Origin of the sequence: Roseobacter sp. N2S, from assembly GCF_031454055.1 — a bacterium.
In the GTDB taxonomy this organism is placed as follows: domain Bacteria; phylum Pseudomonadota; class Alphaproteobacteria; order Rhodobacterales; family Rhodobacteraceae; genus Amylibacter.
Genome location: NZ_JAVDQB010000012.1, coordinates 24,103 through 41,137, shown reverse-complemented (window position 1 = coordinate 41,137; position 17,035 = coordinate 24,103). Strand labels below are relative to the sequence as shown.

Below are 17,035 nucleotides of genomic sequence, written 5' to 3'. Positions count from 1 at the left end.
CTGTCATGCGTCCCATACTGGGTTTGATCGCCGGTTTGACCTTCGGCCTCGGGCTGATCCTGTCAGGCATGGCCGATCCTGCGAAAGTTCTGAACTTTCTCGACATCTTTGGGGTCTGGGATCCCAGTCTCGCCTTCGTCATGGGCGGTGCATCGATAACCGCCTTTGTCGGATACCGTTTGGTCTGGCGACAGAAGACCCCCATTGTCGGAACTCGATTCGACCTTCCAAAAGACGCCGAAATCGACACCCCCCTGCTGACCGGGGCCGCCATATTCGGCATCGGCTGGGGGCTTGGCGGCTTCTGTCCCGGTCCGGCCTGGACCGCTTTGGCGATGGGATCGGCCGGAATCCTCATGTTCCTGCCTGCCATGCTGATCGGCATCGTGCTGGGTGGAGCCGCGAAATCACTTTCCATCTTCAAAGTCAAAGGAGCCTGACCATGACAGACACCTCAAAACTTGACCAACCGATCGTGCGTCATTCGCCCTCGACCGGTGCGGGCAACCCCGATGTCTGGGGCATCTATGAACCCGATACCGGTTCAATCCAGTATATCTGTGCGGACCCCGCAACGAAGAAGGCCGCGTTGATCGACGTCGTGCTGAACTTCGATCCGGCCAGCTTCGCCACCGATACCCGTAGCATGGATCAGGTCCTTTCTCTGATTGATGAGCATGGTCTGACGGTGGAGTGGGTGCTGGATACGCATCCCCATGCCGATCACGCGATGGCATCGGCGCGGCTGAAAGACCGTACCGGCGCGCCCAATGCCATCGGCCAGAAAGTAAAAGAAATCGCCGACCTATGGCGCGGCATATACAACGCGCCGGACGCATTCGATCCCACCCGCGATTTCGACCGACTGTTTGCAGACGGCGATACGTTCAAGATCGGCGATCTGGAGGTTCGCGTGATGTTGTCGCCGGGCCATACGCTGGGGTCGATCACCTATATCTGCGGCAATGCGGCTTTCGTGCACGATACGTTCATGCAGCCCGACAGCGGCACCTCTCGCGCCGATTTTCCCGGTGGAAGCAGCGAAGAATTGTGGGACTCATTGCAGGCCATCTTGGCGTTGCCCGGCAACACGCGCCTGTTCATCGGCCATGACTACGGTGCCGAAGGCCGGGATGAGCCGGAATGGGAAGCGCGTGTCGACGATCACAAGGCGCATAACATCCACGTGGGCGGTGATACCGACAAGGCGACGTATGTCGAAACGCGCGACAGCCGCGACGCGACCCTAGCCCTGCCTGACCGGATGCTGGCCGTTTTGCAGATCAACCTGCGCGGCGGGCGGCTGCCGGACGCCGAAAGCGACGGGGCGCATTATCTGAAATTGCCCGTCGATAAATTCTAAAGGAGATATCCATGACCAAATCCATGAAAGACCTGGTGGCGGACGCCAAGACCCGTGTCGAAACCATCCGCCCCGGCGATGCGCAAGCCGCACAGGCGCGCGGCGATCTGATCCTCGACGTCCGCGAACCGTCCGAGCTGGACAGCGATGGCGCGGTTGACGGAGCGATCCACATCCCCCGTGGGCTTCTGGAGTCCCAGGCCGATCCGGACACCGGCAAGGGGCATGACGCTCTGGTGGCGTTGCGCCATTCGGAAGGATGCGTGCATGTCCTGTGTGCGTCGGGTGCCCGCGCCGCGCTGGCGGCCGATACGCTCACGACAATGGGCTATAGTGCCAAGGTCATCGACGGCGGTCTGGGCGGCTGGAAAGAGGCCGGGCTGCCCATCAAGTCTTGAGAAACGTGCCCAACCTGACCCGATACCTGCCGGTGCTGGACTGGGGCCGCAGCTACGACCGTGACAAGCTGAGCGGCGATCTGGTCGCGGCGGTGATCGTCACGATCATGCTGATTCCGCAATCGCTGGCTTATGCATTGCTGGCGGGACTGCCCCCTGAGGCGGGGATCTATGCCTCGATCCTGCCCATCGTGCTTTATGCCATCTTCGGCACCTCGCGCACGCTGGCAGTCGGGCCGGTGGCCGTGGTGTCTTTGATGACGGCCGCGGCCATCGGCAAGCTCAGCGATCAGGGCATCGACTATGTCACCGCAGCCCTGACACTGGCGTTTCTGTCCGGTGCCTTCCTGCTGATCCTCGGACTGTTCCGGCTGGGGTTTCTGGCAAACTTCCTGTCGCATCCGGTGATCGCCGGGTTCATCACCGCCAGCGGTATCCTGATTGCCACCAGCCAGCTGAAGCACATCCTCGGCGTCAAAGCCTCCGGCGACACGCTGATCGAGATGCTGCACGGGTTATGGTCGGTTCTCGGCACGATCAACTGGATCACGGTTCTGCTGGGCGTAACCGCGACGGCATTCCTGTTCTGGGTGCGCAAAGGCCTCAAGCCGCTGCTGCAGCGGATCGGTCTTAGCAAGACGTTGGCTGAAATGGGGGCCAAGGCCGGGCCGGTCTTTGCCGTTCTGGCCACGACGCTGGCGGTCTGGGCCTTTGGCCTTGCGGACCGCGGCGTCGACATCGTCGGTGCAGTACCCCAGGCGCTGCCGCCCCTGACGCTGCCGTCATTCCAGCCGGACGTTCTGGTCGCGATGATCGGGCCCGCCATCCTGATCTCGATCATCGGCTTCGTTGAATCGATCTCGGTCGCGCAGACGCTTGCCGCCAAGCGTCGTCAGCGCATCGATCCGGACCAGGAGCTGATTGGTCTGGGCGCGGCCAACCTTGGTGCAGCGTTCACGGGCGGCTTTCCGGTCACCGGCGGGTTCTCGCGGTCCGTGGTGAACTTCGACGCAGGGGCACGCACACCCGCTGCGGGGGCCTACACTGCCGTAGGATTGGCCATTGCCGCGCTGATGCTGACACCGCTGATCTATTTCCTGCCCAAGGCGACGCTGGCGGCGACGATCATCGTCGCGGTCCTCAGCCTTGTCGATTTCTCGATCCTGAAACGCAGCTGGGTCTATTCCAAGGCCGATTTCGCCGCCGTGTCGGCGACGATCCTGTTGACGCTCACCCTCGGGGTTGAAGTCGGCGTGTCGGCGGGGGTGCTGATCTCGATCCTCATCCACCTCTACAAATCCTCGCGTCCGCATATGGCGGTGGTGGGTCAGGTGCCAGGCACTGAACACTATCGCAACGTCGACCGACATAACGTGACGCTGCATGACGGCATCCTGTCGGTGCGCGTGGACGAAAGCCTGTATTTTGCCAATGCCCGCAACCTCGAAGACCGCATCTATGACATGATCGCCGACCGCGACGACCTGCACCACGTGATCCTGATGTGCTCCGCGGTGAACGAGATCGACATGAGTGCACTCGAAAGCCTTGAGGCGATCAACACACGGCTGGGCACGCGAGATATTAAGTTCCACCTCAGCGAAGTGAAGGGGCCAGTGATGGACGGCCTGAAGAAAACCCACTTTCTGTCCGATCTCACGGGCCGGGTTTTCCTGACGCAGCACCGCGCGGTGCAGGCCCTGTGCAATGGTTCCACCAATCAATTCTCACCATCCAATGATGGAGTGTCCCTATGAAACGCCGCCGGTTCCTCACCCTCACCGCTGCCACTCTCGCCACGCCAGCCTTGCTGACCCGCCGCGCGGTCGCCGCAGAACCCGGTGCGCCTTTGCCGATCCCCCAAGTGATGGAGGTCGGGCCCGGCGCGGGCAATACCCTGACCGCGATGAAAGGCACGCGCGAATTCATGTCGGGCGCCGCATCCGATACGCTAGGCTATGAGCAGGATTATCTGGGTCCGCTGCTGAGGTTTCAGCGTGGACGCACGGCAAATATCGACGTGGTCAATCGCACCGATGATCCCATCACCGCGCACTGGCATGGCATGCACGTGCCCGGACATCTCGACGGCGGGCCGCAACTGGCCTTTGATCCGGGCAGGACCTGGTCGCCCGAGTTGCCGGTGGATCATCCCGCCGCGACGCTCTGGTATCACAGCCATGTCCACGGGCGCACCGCCGATCAGGTCTATCGCGGCCTTGCAGGCATGATCATCATCGACGATCCCGATGCGGTCGATCCGCTGCCCCGCGATTACGGCACGAACGATTTCCCGCTGATCGTGCAAGACCGCAATTTCGACCGGTCCGGCCGCATGTCTTACGATCCTGGCATGATGGACAGGATGCAGGGGTTCCGCGGCACTGAGATGCTGGTCAACGGCGCGATCCGACCTACACTGACGGTGCCCGCCGGGCTGGTGCGCCTGCGTCTGCTCAATGCCTCGAACGCCCGGATGTATGATTTCAGCTTCAACGACGGGCGTCAGTTCCACCAGGTCGCCAGCGATGGCGGGCTCCTGCCCGCGCCGATCGCCATGAATGGCCTGCGCCTGGCCCCGGCGGAGCGGGCCGAGATCGTCGTTAATTTCACGGACCGGTCAGCTGTCCGGTTGGTTTCACGCAATGTCAGCAGCGGCGGCATGATGGGCGGCGGTGGCATGATGAATGGCGGCGGCATGATGGGCAGCGGAAGCGATGACGCCCCGTTTGAGATCATGTCGTTTGACGTGGGCGATGCCGCAGAGACCGGGCCCGCGACACTACCTGCGTCTTTGCCGTCTGATTTGCCCGATCTCGGCGCTCCGGTCCGCACCCGCGATTTCACACTGAACGTCCATACAGGGTCGATGATGGGCGGCATGTTCAACAATCTGATCGGCCGCGACGGTCAGATCATGGGCATCAACGGGGAGTCCTACGACATGGGGAGCATCGACCTGGCCGTTCCCATGGGCGAGACCGAGTTGTGGCGCATAAACGCTGATATGATGGTGCATCCGTTCCACGTGCACGGCACGTCGTTTCAGGTCGTGACGATGGGCGGTCGGGCGGTCGATCCGGCGCGGATCGGCATGAAGGACGTGGTGTTGGTCGACGGCCCCACCGAAATCCTCGTCCGCTTCGACAAACGGGCCGAGAAAGAAACCCCATTCATGTACCACTGCCACATTCTCGAACATGAGGATGCGGGCATGATGGGACAGTTCACGGTCGGATAGGAAGGGTCGAAGCAATGGAAAAGCGCGATCATTGGAACAGCGTCTACGCCACAAAGTCCGAGGAGACGGTGTCGTGGTTTCAGAATGACGCTCAGCCGAGCCTCGATCTGATCCTGACCCATCGGGATGCTGCGGCGCGGGGTATTGTCGATATCGGCGCAGGGGCGTCGCGGCTGGTGGACCGGTTGCTGGACAACGGCGTCGAAGATGTGACGTTGCTGGACCTGTCGGACAGAAGTTTCGATGTGGTCCGGGATCGTCTGATCGGGCGGGACGTGCAGCCGACCTTTGTTGTGCAGGACGTCACGGACTGGCGGCCCGCGCGTACATCAGGCGTCTGGCATGACCGGGCGGCGTTTCATTTCTTGACCAACCGCGCATCTCAGGATGCCTATTTATCGGCTCTGAAATTGGCAACCACGCCTGGCTCGATTGTGATCATGGCCACATTCGCCGAAGACGGCCCCGAGCGGTGCAGCGGTCTGCCGGTGCAGCGTTATTCCTCCGAGGCCCTTTCTGCGCGCGTTGGGCCATCGTTTCAACCGCTGGAAACGCGAAAGGTGGGCCACCGGACACCCGGAGGCGTAACCCAAAGCTTTCAGTACTCGGTATTCGAGGCGGTGTGAGTCTACAGGATGCCGCCCCATTCAGAATGAAAAAGGAAAGTCTCATGACCCTTGGCGCGATGGCCGGATTTGCCGATTGTGCCAGTCCCCCACCGATCGAACCGGCCAGCCGCGCAATTACACTGTTGCACATTCCACCACTCCCCGGCTTTTACGGAGCGACCACTGACGGACCCTATCCGATTTCCCGCCGCTCCAGACGGCATTTTTGTCACTCGACCTCTGGCAACAGGAGGTGGCCACGGCGTATGCGCCAGAGTGGCGAGGATTAAATGGTCACCGGAGCTTGCGCCTTGCTCGGTAGCAAACGGAGGTATGGATCCGGTGCCCGGATATCCGTTAGACGCGCGGGCGCTTCATCTTTTCGAGAACGACGTCGATCCGCTTTACCGTATCCACGGATGTGCCTCGGGGCGGGAGCTTGGAAAGGCTGCCTCGTCGGGCTGCATTCGTAGGTTCAATCAGGATGCCATCGACCTCCATGATCGCGCCATCCACAGCACTTCTGTGATCGTCCTGCATTCGATGAAGCCAGCAGAGTTGGCTGGACTTTATTAGACGATGTCGAGTCCTGAATGACTTGAGCCAGTTAAACGCAAATGCTGTCGGTAGCCCTATACGACTTGCTTGAAATCCCGATTGGAAGAGGCATACGGGCTGCTCAATGTCAACGACCATGCACCGTGAAGAAATCGAGTACTCGCCCCGCCATCTGCTCGGTAAAATGCTCGTCTCCGATATGGGATCCCGAAATCTGCATCAACTCGGACGGGCTTCCGATCGCGCGACTAGTCTCGATCATTGGACCGGCATGGACGTCTATCGGCAGTAACGCGTCGTCCGAACTAGCGACAGCCAGAAGCGGAATGCGGTTTTCGGAAAAGCTGTGGAAGTCGTTCAGCGGATCGTGACCCTTGCTCGCCTGCTCGAACGGGAAGTGCTGTGTGACGTTGTAAGCCGCGTCGATCCGGGCGCGGCGGTCAGACGGACTTGCATGGATTTTAGTAAGGTTCATTACGCCGGCGACCGTGGCAACTGCACGCACCGGATGCGGGAAGAGACCCCGCCATGTCATCAGCAAAGCGGGAATCGCGCCCATCGAAATTCCCAGCGAGAATAGCCGCCCGTCCCAGTCCATGCGTTCGATTGCCTTGCCGCACATGCGGGCGCAATAGGCAAGCGCCTGATCGTTGCCGTAGGTCTCGGGCCCGGCATCCGCACTGCGCAGGATCGTCCAGCCCGCTCGCTGCATAGCACCGAACATGATCCATGGCGCGTCGTTCTGCCGTCCCATTTCGGGGACGCCACCCAACCTATGAGACAGATAAATCAGCGGCCGGGGACCGGAGCCAACGGCGGGGAGCAAAGTGCTTTCGCCTTTGGGGTCGGGAATGCCGATCGGTAACGGCAAGGCCGTTTGGCCCAGGGCGGGCATTGCCAGCACACCGGCTGAAACGCCTGAGACGAAAGTGCGTCTGTACATTTAACTCTCCGTTTGCCTGACAAAGATGAAAATAGCTCGTGTTTCCATCACTCTCCCGGTCTTCTGGCAGCCCGTCGGCGGAAGCGGAATGATCATTACCGTCGGTCGAAATGCAGGCTGACCGTTTCGCCGCCCCCTTCGCGCGCCGCGAACGTCAGTCGGCCGCCGAGGCGCTTCACGGCGGTCTCCACGATTGCAAGGCCCAGTCCGCTACCGTTTTCGGTCGCACCTACCCCACGGAAGAACCTGTCAGTTATTTTCTCCCGATCATCGTTCGCAATGCCGGGACCCCGGTCCATCACGACAATGCGGAGGTACTCATTCAGAGCCTCCATCGTTATCTCGACAGTACTATCCGCAGGTGCTACGGCAATGGCATTCTCGATCACGTTGCGAAGCGCCGCTGTCAAAAGGATGGGATCACTTTCTTTTATCACGGGGCGCGCATCAGGCAAACTTACTGCGACGCGTTTTTTCGCGGCGCGGCGGGACAGATCATCCACGACATCGTGCAGAACCGCCGACACATCGACGGGCTCAAGTTTGCTAACGTCCGTACTGTCTACGAGTGCCAGCGCAAGGAGTTGACGCACCATTCGATCAGTCCGATCGACGCCATACTGGATGCGCTCAAGCGCACCGGTGCGCGTTTCCTGATCGGGAGCCTTCAGCGCGACCTGTGCCTGTGTCTTGATCCCAGCGAGGGGCGTCTTCAGCTCATGAGCGGCGAAAGCGGTGAACGCCTTCTCTCTGTCTCGCGCGGCGCTGACGCGGCCGAAGAGACCGTTTAATGCCGCGCCGACTGGCCGGATTTCCCGCGGCAGGGTTTCTGCGGCGACAGGCGAAAGATTGTCTGCTGTGCGTTGCGAAAGACCAGTGGCCAATCGCTCAAGCGGCAGGAGTCCCCGCTGCACACTGAGCCAGATCAGGCCTGCAAGCAACGGCAGGATTACTAACGCCGGCAGAATGAGCCCTCTCGTCACGTCACGCACCAACCGGTCGCGCACGGTGTGGCTATCGCCAACCATGACGCGCACACCGAGGACCTCGTTAACCACCGAATAGACGCGCCACTTCTCGCCATCGACTGTATTGTCGGCAAAGCCAGTATCCAAAGAGGAAAGCTGCCCCTCGGGAGCGCTGCCGGAACGGCCCACGAGTGTACCGTCCAGTGACCAGATCTGACAGGACAGCCTGTGAGAATATTCAGCGCCGAGGCGGTCGTCCGCGGCGGGAATGTCCGTCACGATGGTGGCCGCACGTGCGACGTCAATGCGCTGGTCCGAGATAAGGGAAGAAACCATCTGTCCCGCTTCGGCCAGCCGCGCGTCAAGAACACGTCCCACGTCCGCGCGGGTGGATTGCTGGATCCAGAAGAACGCCGAACACCAGATTGCCCCCGTTGCCATCATCAAAATTGCAAAGAGCCGGACGCGGATCGAATTCATACGACCTCCTTTCGCACCTTGTATCCGGCACCACGTACGGTCTCGATAAAGGACGCGCCCAATTTAGCGCGCAGATTGTGGACATGCACTTCGACCGCGTTGCTCTCTACACCCTCCTGCCAGCCGTAGAGGCGCTCTTCGAGGGTGGATTTCGACAGGATCGCACCCGGCCGTTCGAGCAAGGCGCGCAAGATCACAAACTCGCGCGGGGAAAAACTGATGTCTTGACCACCGAGGCTGCCGGACATCCTCGCGGGATCGACGCTCAGACCGTTCCATTCAAGCCTTGCCTGCGCACGTCCTTCCGACCGTCGCACTATGGAGCGCAGGCGCGCAGCCACCTCGTCCAGATCGAAGGGTTTGCCGAGATAGTCGTCCGCACCAAGATCGAGGCCCGCAATCCGGTCCCGAATTTGATCCAGGGCTGTCAACAACAAAGTAGGAGTGGCGTCGTGCTCTTCGCGCATGCCGGAGAGGATATCGAGGCCGGAGCCATCCGGGAGCAAAATATCGAGGACCACGGCGGCAAACCCGCCCTGCGAAAGTGCTGCCTTTGCATCTGCGCAGGTTTCGACCAGTTCCGGCGTGAAGCCCGACAGGCGCAGGCCAACCGTCAGGCCATTGGCCAGCGTCGCGTCGTCTTCGACAATCAGTATCCGCACGTTCTGATCTCCTTTCCGGCGAATTAGGCAAATGTACTGTCAGCCTTAAGCCCTGCTTAAGGCTGGAGGGCAATTTGAGCGACATGAAAATGACCCTGATACTGTTCCGCGCCACCCAGAGCGCGCTGATCGCCCTGCTTGCAGTGGTGATTGCCCTCATGTCCGCATCGCCGATGGCGGCTCAATCTTCAATCTTCTCGTCTGATCGACCGCTCCCTGCGCAAGAAGCATTTGCACTCAGCGTTTCCGAGCAACCCGACGGAACGCGCATTCTGTCTTGGGAAATTGCCGAGGGATACTACCTCTACCGCGATAAACTAGGCGCACAAAGTGAGAGTGGAACGCCGATTCCACTGCAGACGCCAGCGGGAGCCTCGATGGACGATCCGACATTCGGGTCGGTCGAGATTTACTCGAGTAGCGCACAAGCGGTCATGGGACCGGTGGATGGCCCCGTGACCGTGACATGGCAGGGCTGTCAGAACGGCGGCATCTGCTATCCTCCGGTTTCTGAAACCTTGGCCGCTGTCGAAGGCACCTCAACGGCCCCTGTGAGCGACGGCGTGGCACTGGCGCAAGACAACGGTATGATCGAGGGACTGCATGCACGCGGCGGCACCTTGATGGTATTAGCCGGGTTCTTGGGGTTCGGGCTGCTGCTGGCGTTCACACCATGCGTGTTCCCCATGTTCCCGATCCTCGCGGGGATATTGACGGGACAGGGCCGTGACCTGACAGTCCGGCGCGGTGCCGCCCTTTCCGGGGTTTATGTTCTGGCCATGGCGTCCGCCTTCGGTCTGCTCGGCGTTGCGGCAGCCTGGTCGGGACAGAACCTGCAGATCGTGCTGCAATCGCCTGCGGCCGTCTACGGTGTTGCCGCGATTTTTGTGGTTCTGGCCTTGTCGATGTTCGGACTGTTCGAAGTGCAACTGCCCGCCGCATGGACACGGCGCCTGTCCTCTGCCGGAGCGAGCCGGGGTGGGACTTTTGGTGGGGCGGCGACGCTCGGCTTTACCTCGGCGCTGATCGTGGGGCCTTGCGTGACCGCACCGTTGGCGGGCGCGCTCTTGTACATCGCCGGCACGGGAGATGTCACCCTTGGGGCCGGTGCGCTGTTCGCACTGGGGCTGGGGCAAGGCATCCCGCTGATGATTGCCGGTACGCTTGGCACACAGGTGCTGCCGCGGGCGGGCGGATGGATGGACGGGGTGAAGCGTCTGTTCGGTCTCATCTTTCTCGGCATGGCGATCTGGCTGATCGGACGACTTATGCCAGGGCCGGTGATCCTCGCACTTTGGGCGACATTGCTGATTGGGGCAGGGGTGTTCGCAGGTGCAATGGACCTGCTGCCCAAAGAGGCCGACATGGGACGCCGGGGTGTAAAAACTCTCGCAGTCCTGTCGATGCTTACCGGTGCGATCATGGCCGTCGGCGCGGCCTTGGGAGGCAACGATCCGCTGCGCCCGTTGGCAGTGTTGCAGAACGGCATTGCAGGGCCAACCAACGAACAGATTGCCTTCCATACGGTGACGACGCCCGATGCACTGGACGCGGCACTTGCCGGCGAACCCGATGCGCCCGCATTGGTCTATGTCACTGCGGACTGGTGCGTAACTTGCCGGGTCATCGAACGCGACGTCTGGTCAGATGCGAGCGTGCAGGCGGCACTGGCTGATGTGAACCTGATCGCGGTGGACGTGACGGATTTCGGTGAGGACGGGCAGCGTATGCTGGATCGGTTGGCAGCGGTCGGACCACCGACCATGGTCTTTCTGGACCGTAACAGGGTTGAGCGCTCGGGCACACGCATCGTTGGCGATACCGGTCCTCGCGCCGTGCAGGCCGCGGTGGAGGCAGTCCGATGAACGCGATCTCCATCGGTCCGTTCGTATTTTCCAATGACCGTTTTATCGCGGTTTTGACGGTCATTGCGTTTCTTGGCGTCGCCGAGCTCCTCGCATGGCGGAACCGTGGCCGCCGCGATGCGATCCACCGTTGGACCGGTGCCGTTTTCGTAATCTGGGTCATCACCGCGCGACTTGGCTACGTGGTCGCACATTGGGACGTTTTTGCGTCCGCGCCGCTAAGCGTCTTTGCGATCTGGCAAGGTGGCTTCGACATCCGGGCTGGAACGTTCGGCCTCGGTGCAACGCTGTTCGCGGCCTTCCTCAGTCAATCCCGCGCCGGTGGTCCCGTCCTCGGCAGTGTCGGCATGGCGTTTCTTGTCTTTACCGTCGCGACTTTGTTGTTACCGGATGAGACGCGGGGACGGCTTCCCATCACTGCATTCGAGGATCTATCCGGTGCGCCGATCTCGCTGGCAAACCGCGACGTGCCTGTTGTTCTGAACCTTTGGGCGACGTGGTGCCCGCCGTGCCGCCGCGAGATGCCGATGATGACTGATGTGGCGCAATCCCAGGGCGACGTCGATATCATTTTCGCCAATCAGGGCGAGCGGGATAGCGTCATCGGCGAGTATCTCGTCCTGAACGATCTGCCTGCCGACGGAATGATCCGCGACCCGGACTCCGCCCTCATGCAAAAGTTCGGCATGCTCGGGCTGCCCAGTACCCTGTTTTTTGCGGCTGACGGCAGCCTCCAGGCCGTCCACACCGGAGAAATTTCGCGCGCGGCCTTGCTAGCGGCCATCGACGACCTGCGCCGGAAGGCCTCGCAATGAAATCGAATCATCAGAAAGGAGAACCAAGATGACTTATTTGAACCGTAGAAACATGCTGCTTGCGGGCGGTGTCGGCGGAACGGCGGCGCTGCTGGGTATGACGTTGATACCTCCCGCGCGGCAGCTCGAGGCGCAGGAGCTCACGGTCGAGGATGTTCTGTTCGACCCCGATAATCCAGTGCTCGGAAATCCACAGGGCAGCGTCACCATCGTGGAATTCTTCGATTACCAATGCCCCTATTGCAAGGCAAACCATCCCGTGTTGACCGAGGTTGTGGAAGAAGACGGCGATGTGCGCCTTGTGCTCAAGGACTGGCCGATTTTTGGCGCACCCTCCGTCCGTGCAACCCAGCTCGCTTTGGGCGCCGTGGACGTGGGCGGGTATGAGCTGGCCTTGGAAACCCTAATGGCAACGGAAGGGCGGCTTTCGGACGCGGCCATAGAGGAGGCGCTTGAGGAGGCGGGCCTCGATCCGACTGAACTGGATGCGGCCTATCGTGCCAATCGGGGTAAATGGGATGGGCTACTCTCACGCAACAGCTTTCAGGCCACGCAGCTGGGCCTGCGCGGTACGCCGGCGTTTATCATCGGTGCCTCGATCTATCCGGGTTCGATGGACCGTGAGGCCCTGCGCGAGGCTATTGAGGCAAGCCGCACATGAATATCACTACCCCGCCCATCCCTAAGACGACAGTATCTCTTTTGACCCGACGCTCGTTCATCGCGCTCGCCGGAGCGGGCGGTCTTGCGGCCTGCGCTCGCAAACCGTCTGCACCTCCGACACGGGCTGCGCCGCCCCCTGCGCCGGTATATCCGCCGCTGCCCGCCTTTTACGGCCCGATCACGACGGAGCCTTGGCCGATACCTGGCTTGCCCGATGGTATTATCGCGCCCCGCCTTTGGCGGCAGGAGGTGATCAATCCTTTCCCCGAGCGCGCTCGGGGCACTATCGTGATCGATCCCGACGCGGCGCTTTTGCATTTCGTACAGGGGCCGGATACCGCAATGCGCTACGGCGTCAGCGTGGGGGCGGCGGGTTTTGCGTGGGAGGGCGCGGCGCGCCTGCAATTCTGCCGGGAATGGCCACGATGGAAAGTGCCCGCGACGATGATCGCGCGGCAACCGAAGCTTGAGCCCTATTCCGTAGCCAACGGTGGCATGGATCCTGGACCGGACAACCCGATGGGCGCGCGGGCGCTATATCTGTTTCAGAACGGCAAGGACACGCTGTATCGTGTCCACGGCAGCGCATCCCCGCAGGAGTTGGGCAAGGCAGTTTCGTCCGGCTGCATCCGGATGCTCAACCATGATGTTATCGACCTGCACAAGCGTGCAGTGCATGGGTCTTCTGTGATCGTGTTGCCTTCGGCCAAGCCGATCAAAACGGATCGCGAGGCCGCATGATCCGGAAAGCGAGCAGTCCAGGTCTCGGAAAAATGCCGTCGAGGTAGGGCATTTAAGGTTCGCTTAAGCTTCGGCATGTTCGCTCACTCAAAAGGCAGTAAATTAAAGGAAATATCGATGGCCATCTCCCTATCACGCCGCAGAGCGCTGGTTTCCGGTCTTGCCGCAGCAAGCAGCCTCGCGATGCCTGTCACCTTGCGTGCCCAGGAGGCAACACGACGCAACGTTTCAAGTTTCATCACGCAAGACTGGCGAGATCACTTTGACGAGCTGGGCGTTGCCACGATTGTTGCGGATACAAGCTCGCGCGCACTGCACTACTGGAACGCTGATGGGTCGGATTACCGTCTCTACCCCACTTCGGTTCCGAGGACCGACGAACTGACCAAGCGTGGCTATACCAGGATCGTCCGCAAAAAGGTCGGGCCAGACTGGACGCCGACAGCCTCCATGATGGAACGGTTTCCCGAGTATCGCTATATGCCGCCCGGTCCGGACAACCCACTCGGGACCCATGCGATGTATCTCGATTGGCCCGCCTACCTGATCCACGGTACGCACGATACCCGCAAGATTGGTCGGCGATCCTCCGACGGGTGCATCGGTCTCTATAATGAAAAGATCGAAGAGCTTTTCCAGCTTTGCCCAGTTGGTACACAAGTCAGACTGATTTGAATGGAAATGGTGGTTTTGGGGCGCAGGCACCTTCCACTTCCTCGCTCCAAATCTGGATCTTTCCGGTCTTGCTCAGCAGATCTGAAATTATGATTCAACTACATAAGCCGAAAGCTGACTGAACTAAGTCGGCAACCTTAAAGACGTGCAGCGCATCCAAAACTAAATACGGTGCGCTGCTCCATCCGCGATACTCTTACCACCAATACATCGTCTTGATATACTCATAAGTGTTCCCAGCCCAATAAGTGTTCCCACCGGTTCGGAACATCTTCCGTAATATGAATATTTCTCAGATTCATAAACTGTTAGGATAGAATATGGCCAGAAGTTCCCTCATTACATGTGCAGCGGCTGCTACGATCATGGCTGTGACAGCCGCAAGCGCCGATATCGCTCTTTTCGGGCCGGGTGGCCCGACACCCGCAATGAAAGAAGCTGCAACCGCATTTGAAGGACAGACTGGGATTGCTGTCACCGTGACAGGTGGGCCAGCATCGGCATGGATGGATGCTGCCAAGACTGACGCCGACGCGATTTATAGTGGCTCGCAGAATATGATGGATGATTTTATCGCGAGCCATGGCGCAATTATTGACGACACAGTAGAGCCGCTGTTCCTGCGTCCCTCTGCCATTCTGGTCCGCAAGGGCAACCCGAAAGAGATCAAAGGCATTGCCGACTTAGTGAACCGTGATTTGGGGCTGATGGTCGTCGATGGTGCCGGTCAGGTCGGCATGTGGGAAGACGTGGTAGGCCGGTTGCGAGACGTCGCCGCCATGAAAAGCTTTCGCGCTAATATCGACATTCTGGCACCCAACAGCGGTGCGGCACGCAACAAGTGGAACAGCGATGACAGTGTCGATGCCTGGCTGATCTGGAATCACTGGCAGATCGACAATCCCGACATCGCCGACCTCGTCGCGACCGAGCCGGAGCTTACCATTTATCGTGACACCTCGATCGCGCGGACTGAAAAAGGCAAAGACAGTAGTGAGATTGCGCAGTTCATAGATTTTTTGAAGAGTGACAAGGGTATCGAAATCTTTGCCACGCACGGATGGCAACGAAAATTTGACTGACGGCGTCAGTCAAACCAGACTAAGGCTCGGATAATGACCTTCACCATCGGCACGCTTGTTATTATCAGCTTTGCGGTTTCTCTTGCCGCACTTGTCGTACTGATCTGGGCGATCTCGAAAAGTCAGATGCGCTTCACGCAGGAGGATGCGTGCACGATTTTTCGCGTCGAACAGCGCGAGGAAGGGCTGGACGATCCAAGCGTTAATGTGGGCGATGCGACGCAGCCCACCGACGCCGCAGGAAATGCATATCACCCGGCCGATTCTCGCAGGGTGATCCTGTTCATGCTGGGCATGGCGACCCTGTGGCTAATCGTGGGATCGACGTTCGGGCTCATCGCCTCGTGTCGCGTAGCCCTTAATTGTGAGATGAGAAATCCAACGAAATCAACGGCCACCCTTTGCCCTTAAATAGGCTCTGCCTCAATCTGTGTGGCGGAACGGTAGCATTCTCGCCCGCAACAATTCTGGACCGGCTCGACCGTACATGGCGCGTTTGAGCGTCTTCAGGCGATTGATCTGACCTTCTGCTTGGCCGTTGCTCCATGGCATCTCGATGGCGTTTTTGACTGCATCGAAGTCCCGGTTCAATGTGCGGGCAAAGCGCACGATGGGCGCCAGATCGGTTTCGATCGCGTTGTCGATCCATGCTGGGAGCGGGTCTGCTTGGCGGCTGCGCAGGATACCGTTGAACCGCATGGCGAGACTTCGCATCGTTGCGAAGGCGGGAGAACCGGCCTTGAGCGCGTCGACTTTCCGCGCTTGATCCGGGGTGAGCTTTCCGCGGGGTTTGATGCACAGCGCGGCTGCGATGACCGGGGAAATCGCGTGCCCCGTTTCCGGGTCCCGGACTGGCTTAAGGATTTCGTGCTCTACCTTGGAGTCGCTCCCTTGCTGTTCTGCTTTTCGCCAGCCCGCCAACAGACGCTGCAAATGCGACTGACTCCCCTCGTAACCGCGCTCTCGGATCAGACGGAACAGGGCGCTGCCAGTTCGAATGCCCTCCTTCCAGCTTTGGCTCAGGAACTCTTCAAAGTACCACGGCGATGTCGGCTTCAAAGCGGCCCGCCTGCGGTCCGGTGGTGTCTCGAACTGCAGCCATTTCGCGATGCTGCGACGCGGGAACCCTGTTCGCCGCCCGATCTCGCTGCATGAAAGCCCCTGATTTCGGAGCGCATGAATGGTGGCGAAAATCTCTTCCCGAGACGTCCTATGCGCCAGGCGTGACTTCAGAAGGCTGCCGGCTGCGGTGATGTTGTCGGCGTCGGACAGCAGCGCCCTGCCGGTCGCACGGCCGTGAAGGTTCATTTGCTCCTCGATGGCCTGCCGCAGGTTTTGTACGATATGGAACCGGTCAGCGACCTGCTTCGCCTGCGGTGCCCCTTGCCGTGCTGCCTGGGCGTAGAGACCGCAGCGATCTCTGCTGATCACTTCCACCTCGGGGTGTCGCTTCAGCCAGTTGGTGCAGCTGACGACATCTCGATCCTCAAGAATGTCGATCACCACGCGACGCTCCAGATCCACAATGATCGTGCCGTAGGTTTGCGATTTCCGCCAACTCCAGTCGTCGATCCCGATGACTGTCGGCGACTCGCCACTGTCTTGGGCACGGTTCTTCAGCTGCCTAAGCACCGTGTCATCGCTGACTCCAAGGCCCAAACGATGCAACAACCGCTCGGCTGGCCGTCCGCCGCTCGCATGCCCAAGATGGGTGACAATCTCCCCGACACGCGAAGTACGACGTGCAAATGGACGCGCAATCGAGGCGATTTGGTCTGAGAATGTCCGGCGTGGGCAAGCGGGTGCCTGACATCGCCAACGGCAAATTGCGAGATCAACCGTTACCTCGTCTCCATGCGCGGGATAATCCTGCAGCCGCCGACGCCGCCAGCCGTGACGTCGGCGTGAATGCAATCCACAGTCTGGGCAAATGCCGTTGGGAGCCAAGACGCCAGATACAATCCACCCGCCTC

At 60.3% G+C, this 17,035-nt stretch carries 18 protein-coding genes; 14 read left to right on the top strand and 4 right to left on the bottom strand.

Going from position 1 to position 17,035, the window contains the following annotated elements; all coding sequences use genetic code 11:
- Positions 1–5: 5 nt before the first annotated feature.
- From GGE09_RS20055 to GGE09_RS23460, 7 genes are all read left to right on the top strand, one after another.
- Positions 6–440, top strand: coding sequence for a DUF6691 family protein (locus GGE09_RS20055; RefSeq protein WP_037931837.1), 435 nt, complete (start codon positions 6–8; stop codon positions 438–440).
- 2 nt (positions 441–442) lie between these two features.
- Positions 443–1,363 carry an MBL fold metallo-hydrolase gene (locus GGE09_RS20050; protein WP_037931840.1) on the top strand — a complete coding sequence of 307 codons (921 nt, stop codon included), beginning with the start codon at positions 443–445 and terminating at the stop codon, positions 1,361–1,363.
- 11 nt (positions 1,364–1,374) lie between these two features.
- Positions 1,375–1,761 carry a rhodanese-like domain-containing protein gene (locus tag GGE09_RS20045; RefSeq protein ID WP_037931842.1) on the top strand — a complete coding sequence of 129 codons (387 nt, stop codon included), beginning with the start codon at positions 1,375–1,377 and terminating at the stop codon, positions 1,759–1,761.
- 5 nt (positions 1,762–1,766) lie between these two features.
- On the top strand, positions 1,767–3,518 hold the full coding sequence (locus GGE09_RS20040) for a SulP family inorganic anion transporter (RefSeq protein WP_037931845.1): 1,752 nt from the start codon (positions 1,767–1,769) through the stop codon (positions 3,516–3,518).
- Positions 3,515–5,002: a multicopper oxidase domain-containing protein gene (locus tag GGE09_RS20035; protein ID WP_309747945.1), complete on the top strand. Its 1,488-nt coding sequence runs from the start codon at positions 3,515–3,517 to the stop codon at positions 5,000–5,002. The genes GGE09_RS20040 and GGE09_RS20035 overlap by 4 nt, the downstream gene beginning before the upstream one ends.
- Positions 5,003–5,016: 14 nt before the next feature.
- Complete coding sequence (locus GGE09_RS20030; protein WP_309747944.1) at positions 5,017–5,628, top strand: class I SAM-dependent methyltransferase; 612 nt, start codon at positions 5,017–5,019, stop codon at positions 5,626–5,628.
- 315 nt (positions 5,629–5,943) lie between these two features.
- Entirely contained in the window at positions 5,944–6,186 is a 243-nt protein-coding gene (locus GGE09_RS23460) for a L,D-transpeptidase (RefSeq protein ID WP_051694715.1), read from the top strand.
- Between the two features lie 109 nt (positions 6,187–6,295).
- Here the strand turns inward: GGE09_RS23460 and GGE09_RS20025 are convergent, their stop codons facing one another.
- The 3 genes from GGE09_RS20025 to GGE09_RS20015 all read right to left on the bottom strand — a co-directional run bounded on the left by GGE09_RS20025 (position 6,296) and on the right by GGE09_RS20015 (position 9,221).
- Positions 6,296–7,111 (bottom strand): hypothetical protein, encoded by an 816-nt coding sequence (locus tag GGE09_RS20025; RefSeq protein ID WP_037931851.1) that lies wholly within the window; start codon positions 7,109–7,111, stop codon positions 6,296–6,298.
- Between the two features lie 95 nt (positions 7,112–7,206).
- On the bottom strand, positions 7,207–8,559 hold the full coding sequence (locus GGE09_RS20020) for an ATP-binding protein (RefSeq protein WP_037931853.1): 1,353 nt from the start codon (positions 8,557–8,559) through the stop codon (positions 7,207–7,209).
- Positions 8,556–9,221 carry a response regulator transcription factor gene (locus tag GGE09_RS20015; RefSeq protein ID WP_037239933.1) on the bottom strand — a complete coding sequence of 222 codons (666 nt, stop codon included), beginning with the start codon at positions 9,219–9,221 and terminating at the stop codon, positions 8,556–8,558. The genes GGE09_RS20020 and GGE09_RS20015 overlap by 4 nt, the downstream gene beginning before the upstream one ends.
- A gap of 83 nt (positions 9,222–9,304) precedes the next feature.
- Here GGE09_RS20015 and dsbD point away from each other — a divergent pair, with 83 nt between their 5' ends.
- From dsbD to GGE09_RS19980, 7 genes are all read left to right on the top strand, one after another.
- Positions 9,305–11,086, top strand: a complete 1,782-nt coding sequence (gene dsbD / locus GGE09_RS20010; RefSeq protein WP_037931855.1) for a protein-disulfide reductase DsbD — start codon at positions 9,305–9,307, stop codon at positions 11,084–11,086.
- The gene (locus GGE09_RS20005; RefSeq protein ID WP_037931858.1) at positions 11,083–11,901 is read left to right on the top strand and encodes a TlpA disulfide reductase family protein; all 819 of its coding nucleotides are present in this window, start codon (positions 11,083–11,085) and stop codon (positions 11,899–11,901) included. The genes dsbD and GGE09_RS20005 overlap by 4 nt, the downstream gene beginning before the upstream one ends.
- A gap of 28 nt (positions 11,902–11,929) precedes the next feature.
- Positions 11,930–12,562: a DsbA family protein gene (locus GGE09_RS20000; RefSeq protein WP_037931861.1), complete on the top strand. Its 633-nt coding sequence runs from the start codon at positions 11,930–11,932 to the stop codon at positions 12,560–12,562.
- Positions 12,563–12,852: 290 nt separating this feature from the next.
- Positions 12,853–13,305 carry a L,D-transpeptidase gene (locus tag GGE09_RS19995; protein WP_229944745.1) on the top strand — a complete coding sequence of 151 codons (453 nt, stop codon included), beginning with the start codon at positions 12,853–12,855 and terminating at the stop codon, positions 13,303–13,305.
- A 117-nt stretch (positions 13,306–13,422) separates the two neighbouring features.
- A complete protein-coding gene (locus GGE09_RS19990; protein WP_309747943.1) occupies positions 13,423–13,980 on the top strand; it encodes a L,D-transpeptidase in 558 nt (185 codons plus the stop codon).
- 365 nt (positions 13,981–14,345) lie between these two features.
- On the top strand, positions 14,346–15,062 hold the full coding sequence (locus tag GGE09_RS19985; protein WP_309747942.1) for a substrate-binding domain-containing protein: 717 nt from the start codon (positions 14,346–14,348) through the stop codon (positions 15,060–15,062).
- Between the two features lie 33 nt (positions 15,063–15,095).
- Entirely contained in the window at positions 15,096–15,473 is a 378-nt protein-coding gene (locus GGE09_RS19980) for a hypothetical protein (protein WP_309747941.1), read from the top strand.
- Between the two features lie 12 nt (positions 15,474–15,485).
- Here GGE09_RS19980 and GGE09_RS19975 read toward each other — a convergent pair whose 3' ends face one another.
- Entirely contained in the window at positions 15,486–17,024 is a 1,539-nt protein-coding gene (locus tag GGE09_RS19975) for an ISL3 family transposase (RefSeq protein ID WP_132446062.1), read from the bottom strand.
- Between the last annotated feature and the right edge of the window lie 11 nt (positions 17,025–17,035).

What these genes read in the sequence shown, in the direction of transcription:
- GGE09_RS20055 (WP_037931837.1), top strand. Translation starts at nt 6, where the DNA reads ATGCGTCCCATACTGGGTTTGATCGCCGGTTTGACCTTCGGCCTCGGG.
- GGE09_RS20050 (WP_037931840.1), top strand. Translation starts at nt 443, where the DNA reads ATGACAGACACCTCAAAACTTGACCAACCGATCGTGCGTCATTCGCCC.
- GGE09_RS20045 (WP_037931842.1), top strand. Translation starts at nt 1,375, where the DNA reads ATGACCAAATCCATGAAAGACCTGGTGGCGGACGCCAAGACCCGTGTC.
- GGE09_RS20035 (WP_309747945.1), top strand. Translation starts at nt 3,515, where the DNA reads ATGAAACGCCGCCGGTTCCTCACCCTCACCGCTGCCACTCTCGCCACG.
- GGE09_RS20030 (WP_309747944.1), top strand. Translation starts at nt 5,017, where the DNA reads ATGGAAAAGCGCGATCATTGGAACAGCGTCTACGCCACAAAGTCCGAG.
- GGE09_RS23460 (WP_051694715.1), top strand. Translation starts at nt 5,944, where the DNA reads ATGGATCCGGTGCCCGGATATCCGTTAGACGCGCGGGCGCTTCATCTT.
- GGE09_RS20025 (WP_037931851.1), bottom strand. Translation starts at nt 7,111, where the DNA reads ATGTACAGACGCACTTTCGTCTCAGGCGTTTCAGCCGGTGTGCTGGCA.
- GGE09_RS20020 (WP_037931853.1), bottom strand. Translation starts at nt 8,559, where the DNA reads ATGAATTCGATCCGCGTCCGGCTCTTTGCAATTTTGATGATGGCAACG.
- dsbD (WP_037931855.1), top strand. Translation starts at nt 9,305, where the DNA reads ATGAAAATGACCCTGATACTGTTCCGCGCCACCCAGAGCGCGCTGATC.
- GGE09_RS20005 (WP_037931858.1), top strand. Translation starts at nt 11,083, where the DNA reads ATGAACGCGATCTCCATCGGTCCGTTCGTATTTTCCAATGACCGTTTT.
- GGE09_RS20000 (WP_037931861.1), top strand. Translation starts at nt 11,930, where the DNA reads ATGACTTATTTGAACCGTAGAAACATGCTGCTTGCGGGCGGTGTCGGC.
- GGE09_RS19990 (WP_309747943.1), top strand. Translation starts at nt 13,423, where the DNA reads ATGGCCATCTCCCTATCACGCCGCAGAGCGCTGGTTTCCGGTCTTGCC.
- GGE09_RS19985 (WP_309747942.1), top strand. Translation starts at nt 14,346, where the DNA reads ATGGCTGTGACAGCCGCAAGCGCCGATATCGCTCTTTTCGGGCCGGGT.
- GGE09_RS19980 (WP_309747941.1), top strand. Translation starts at nt 15,096, where the DNA reads ATGACCTTCACCATCGGCACGCTTGTTATTATCAGCTTTGCGGTTTCT.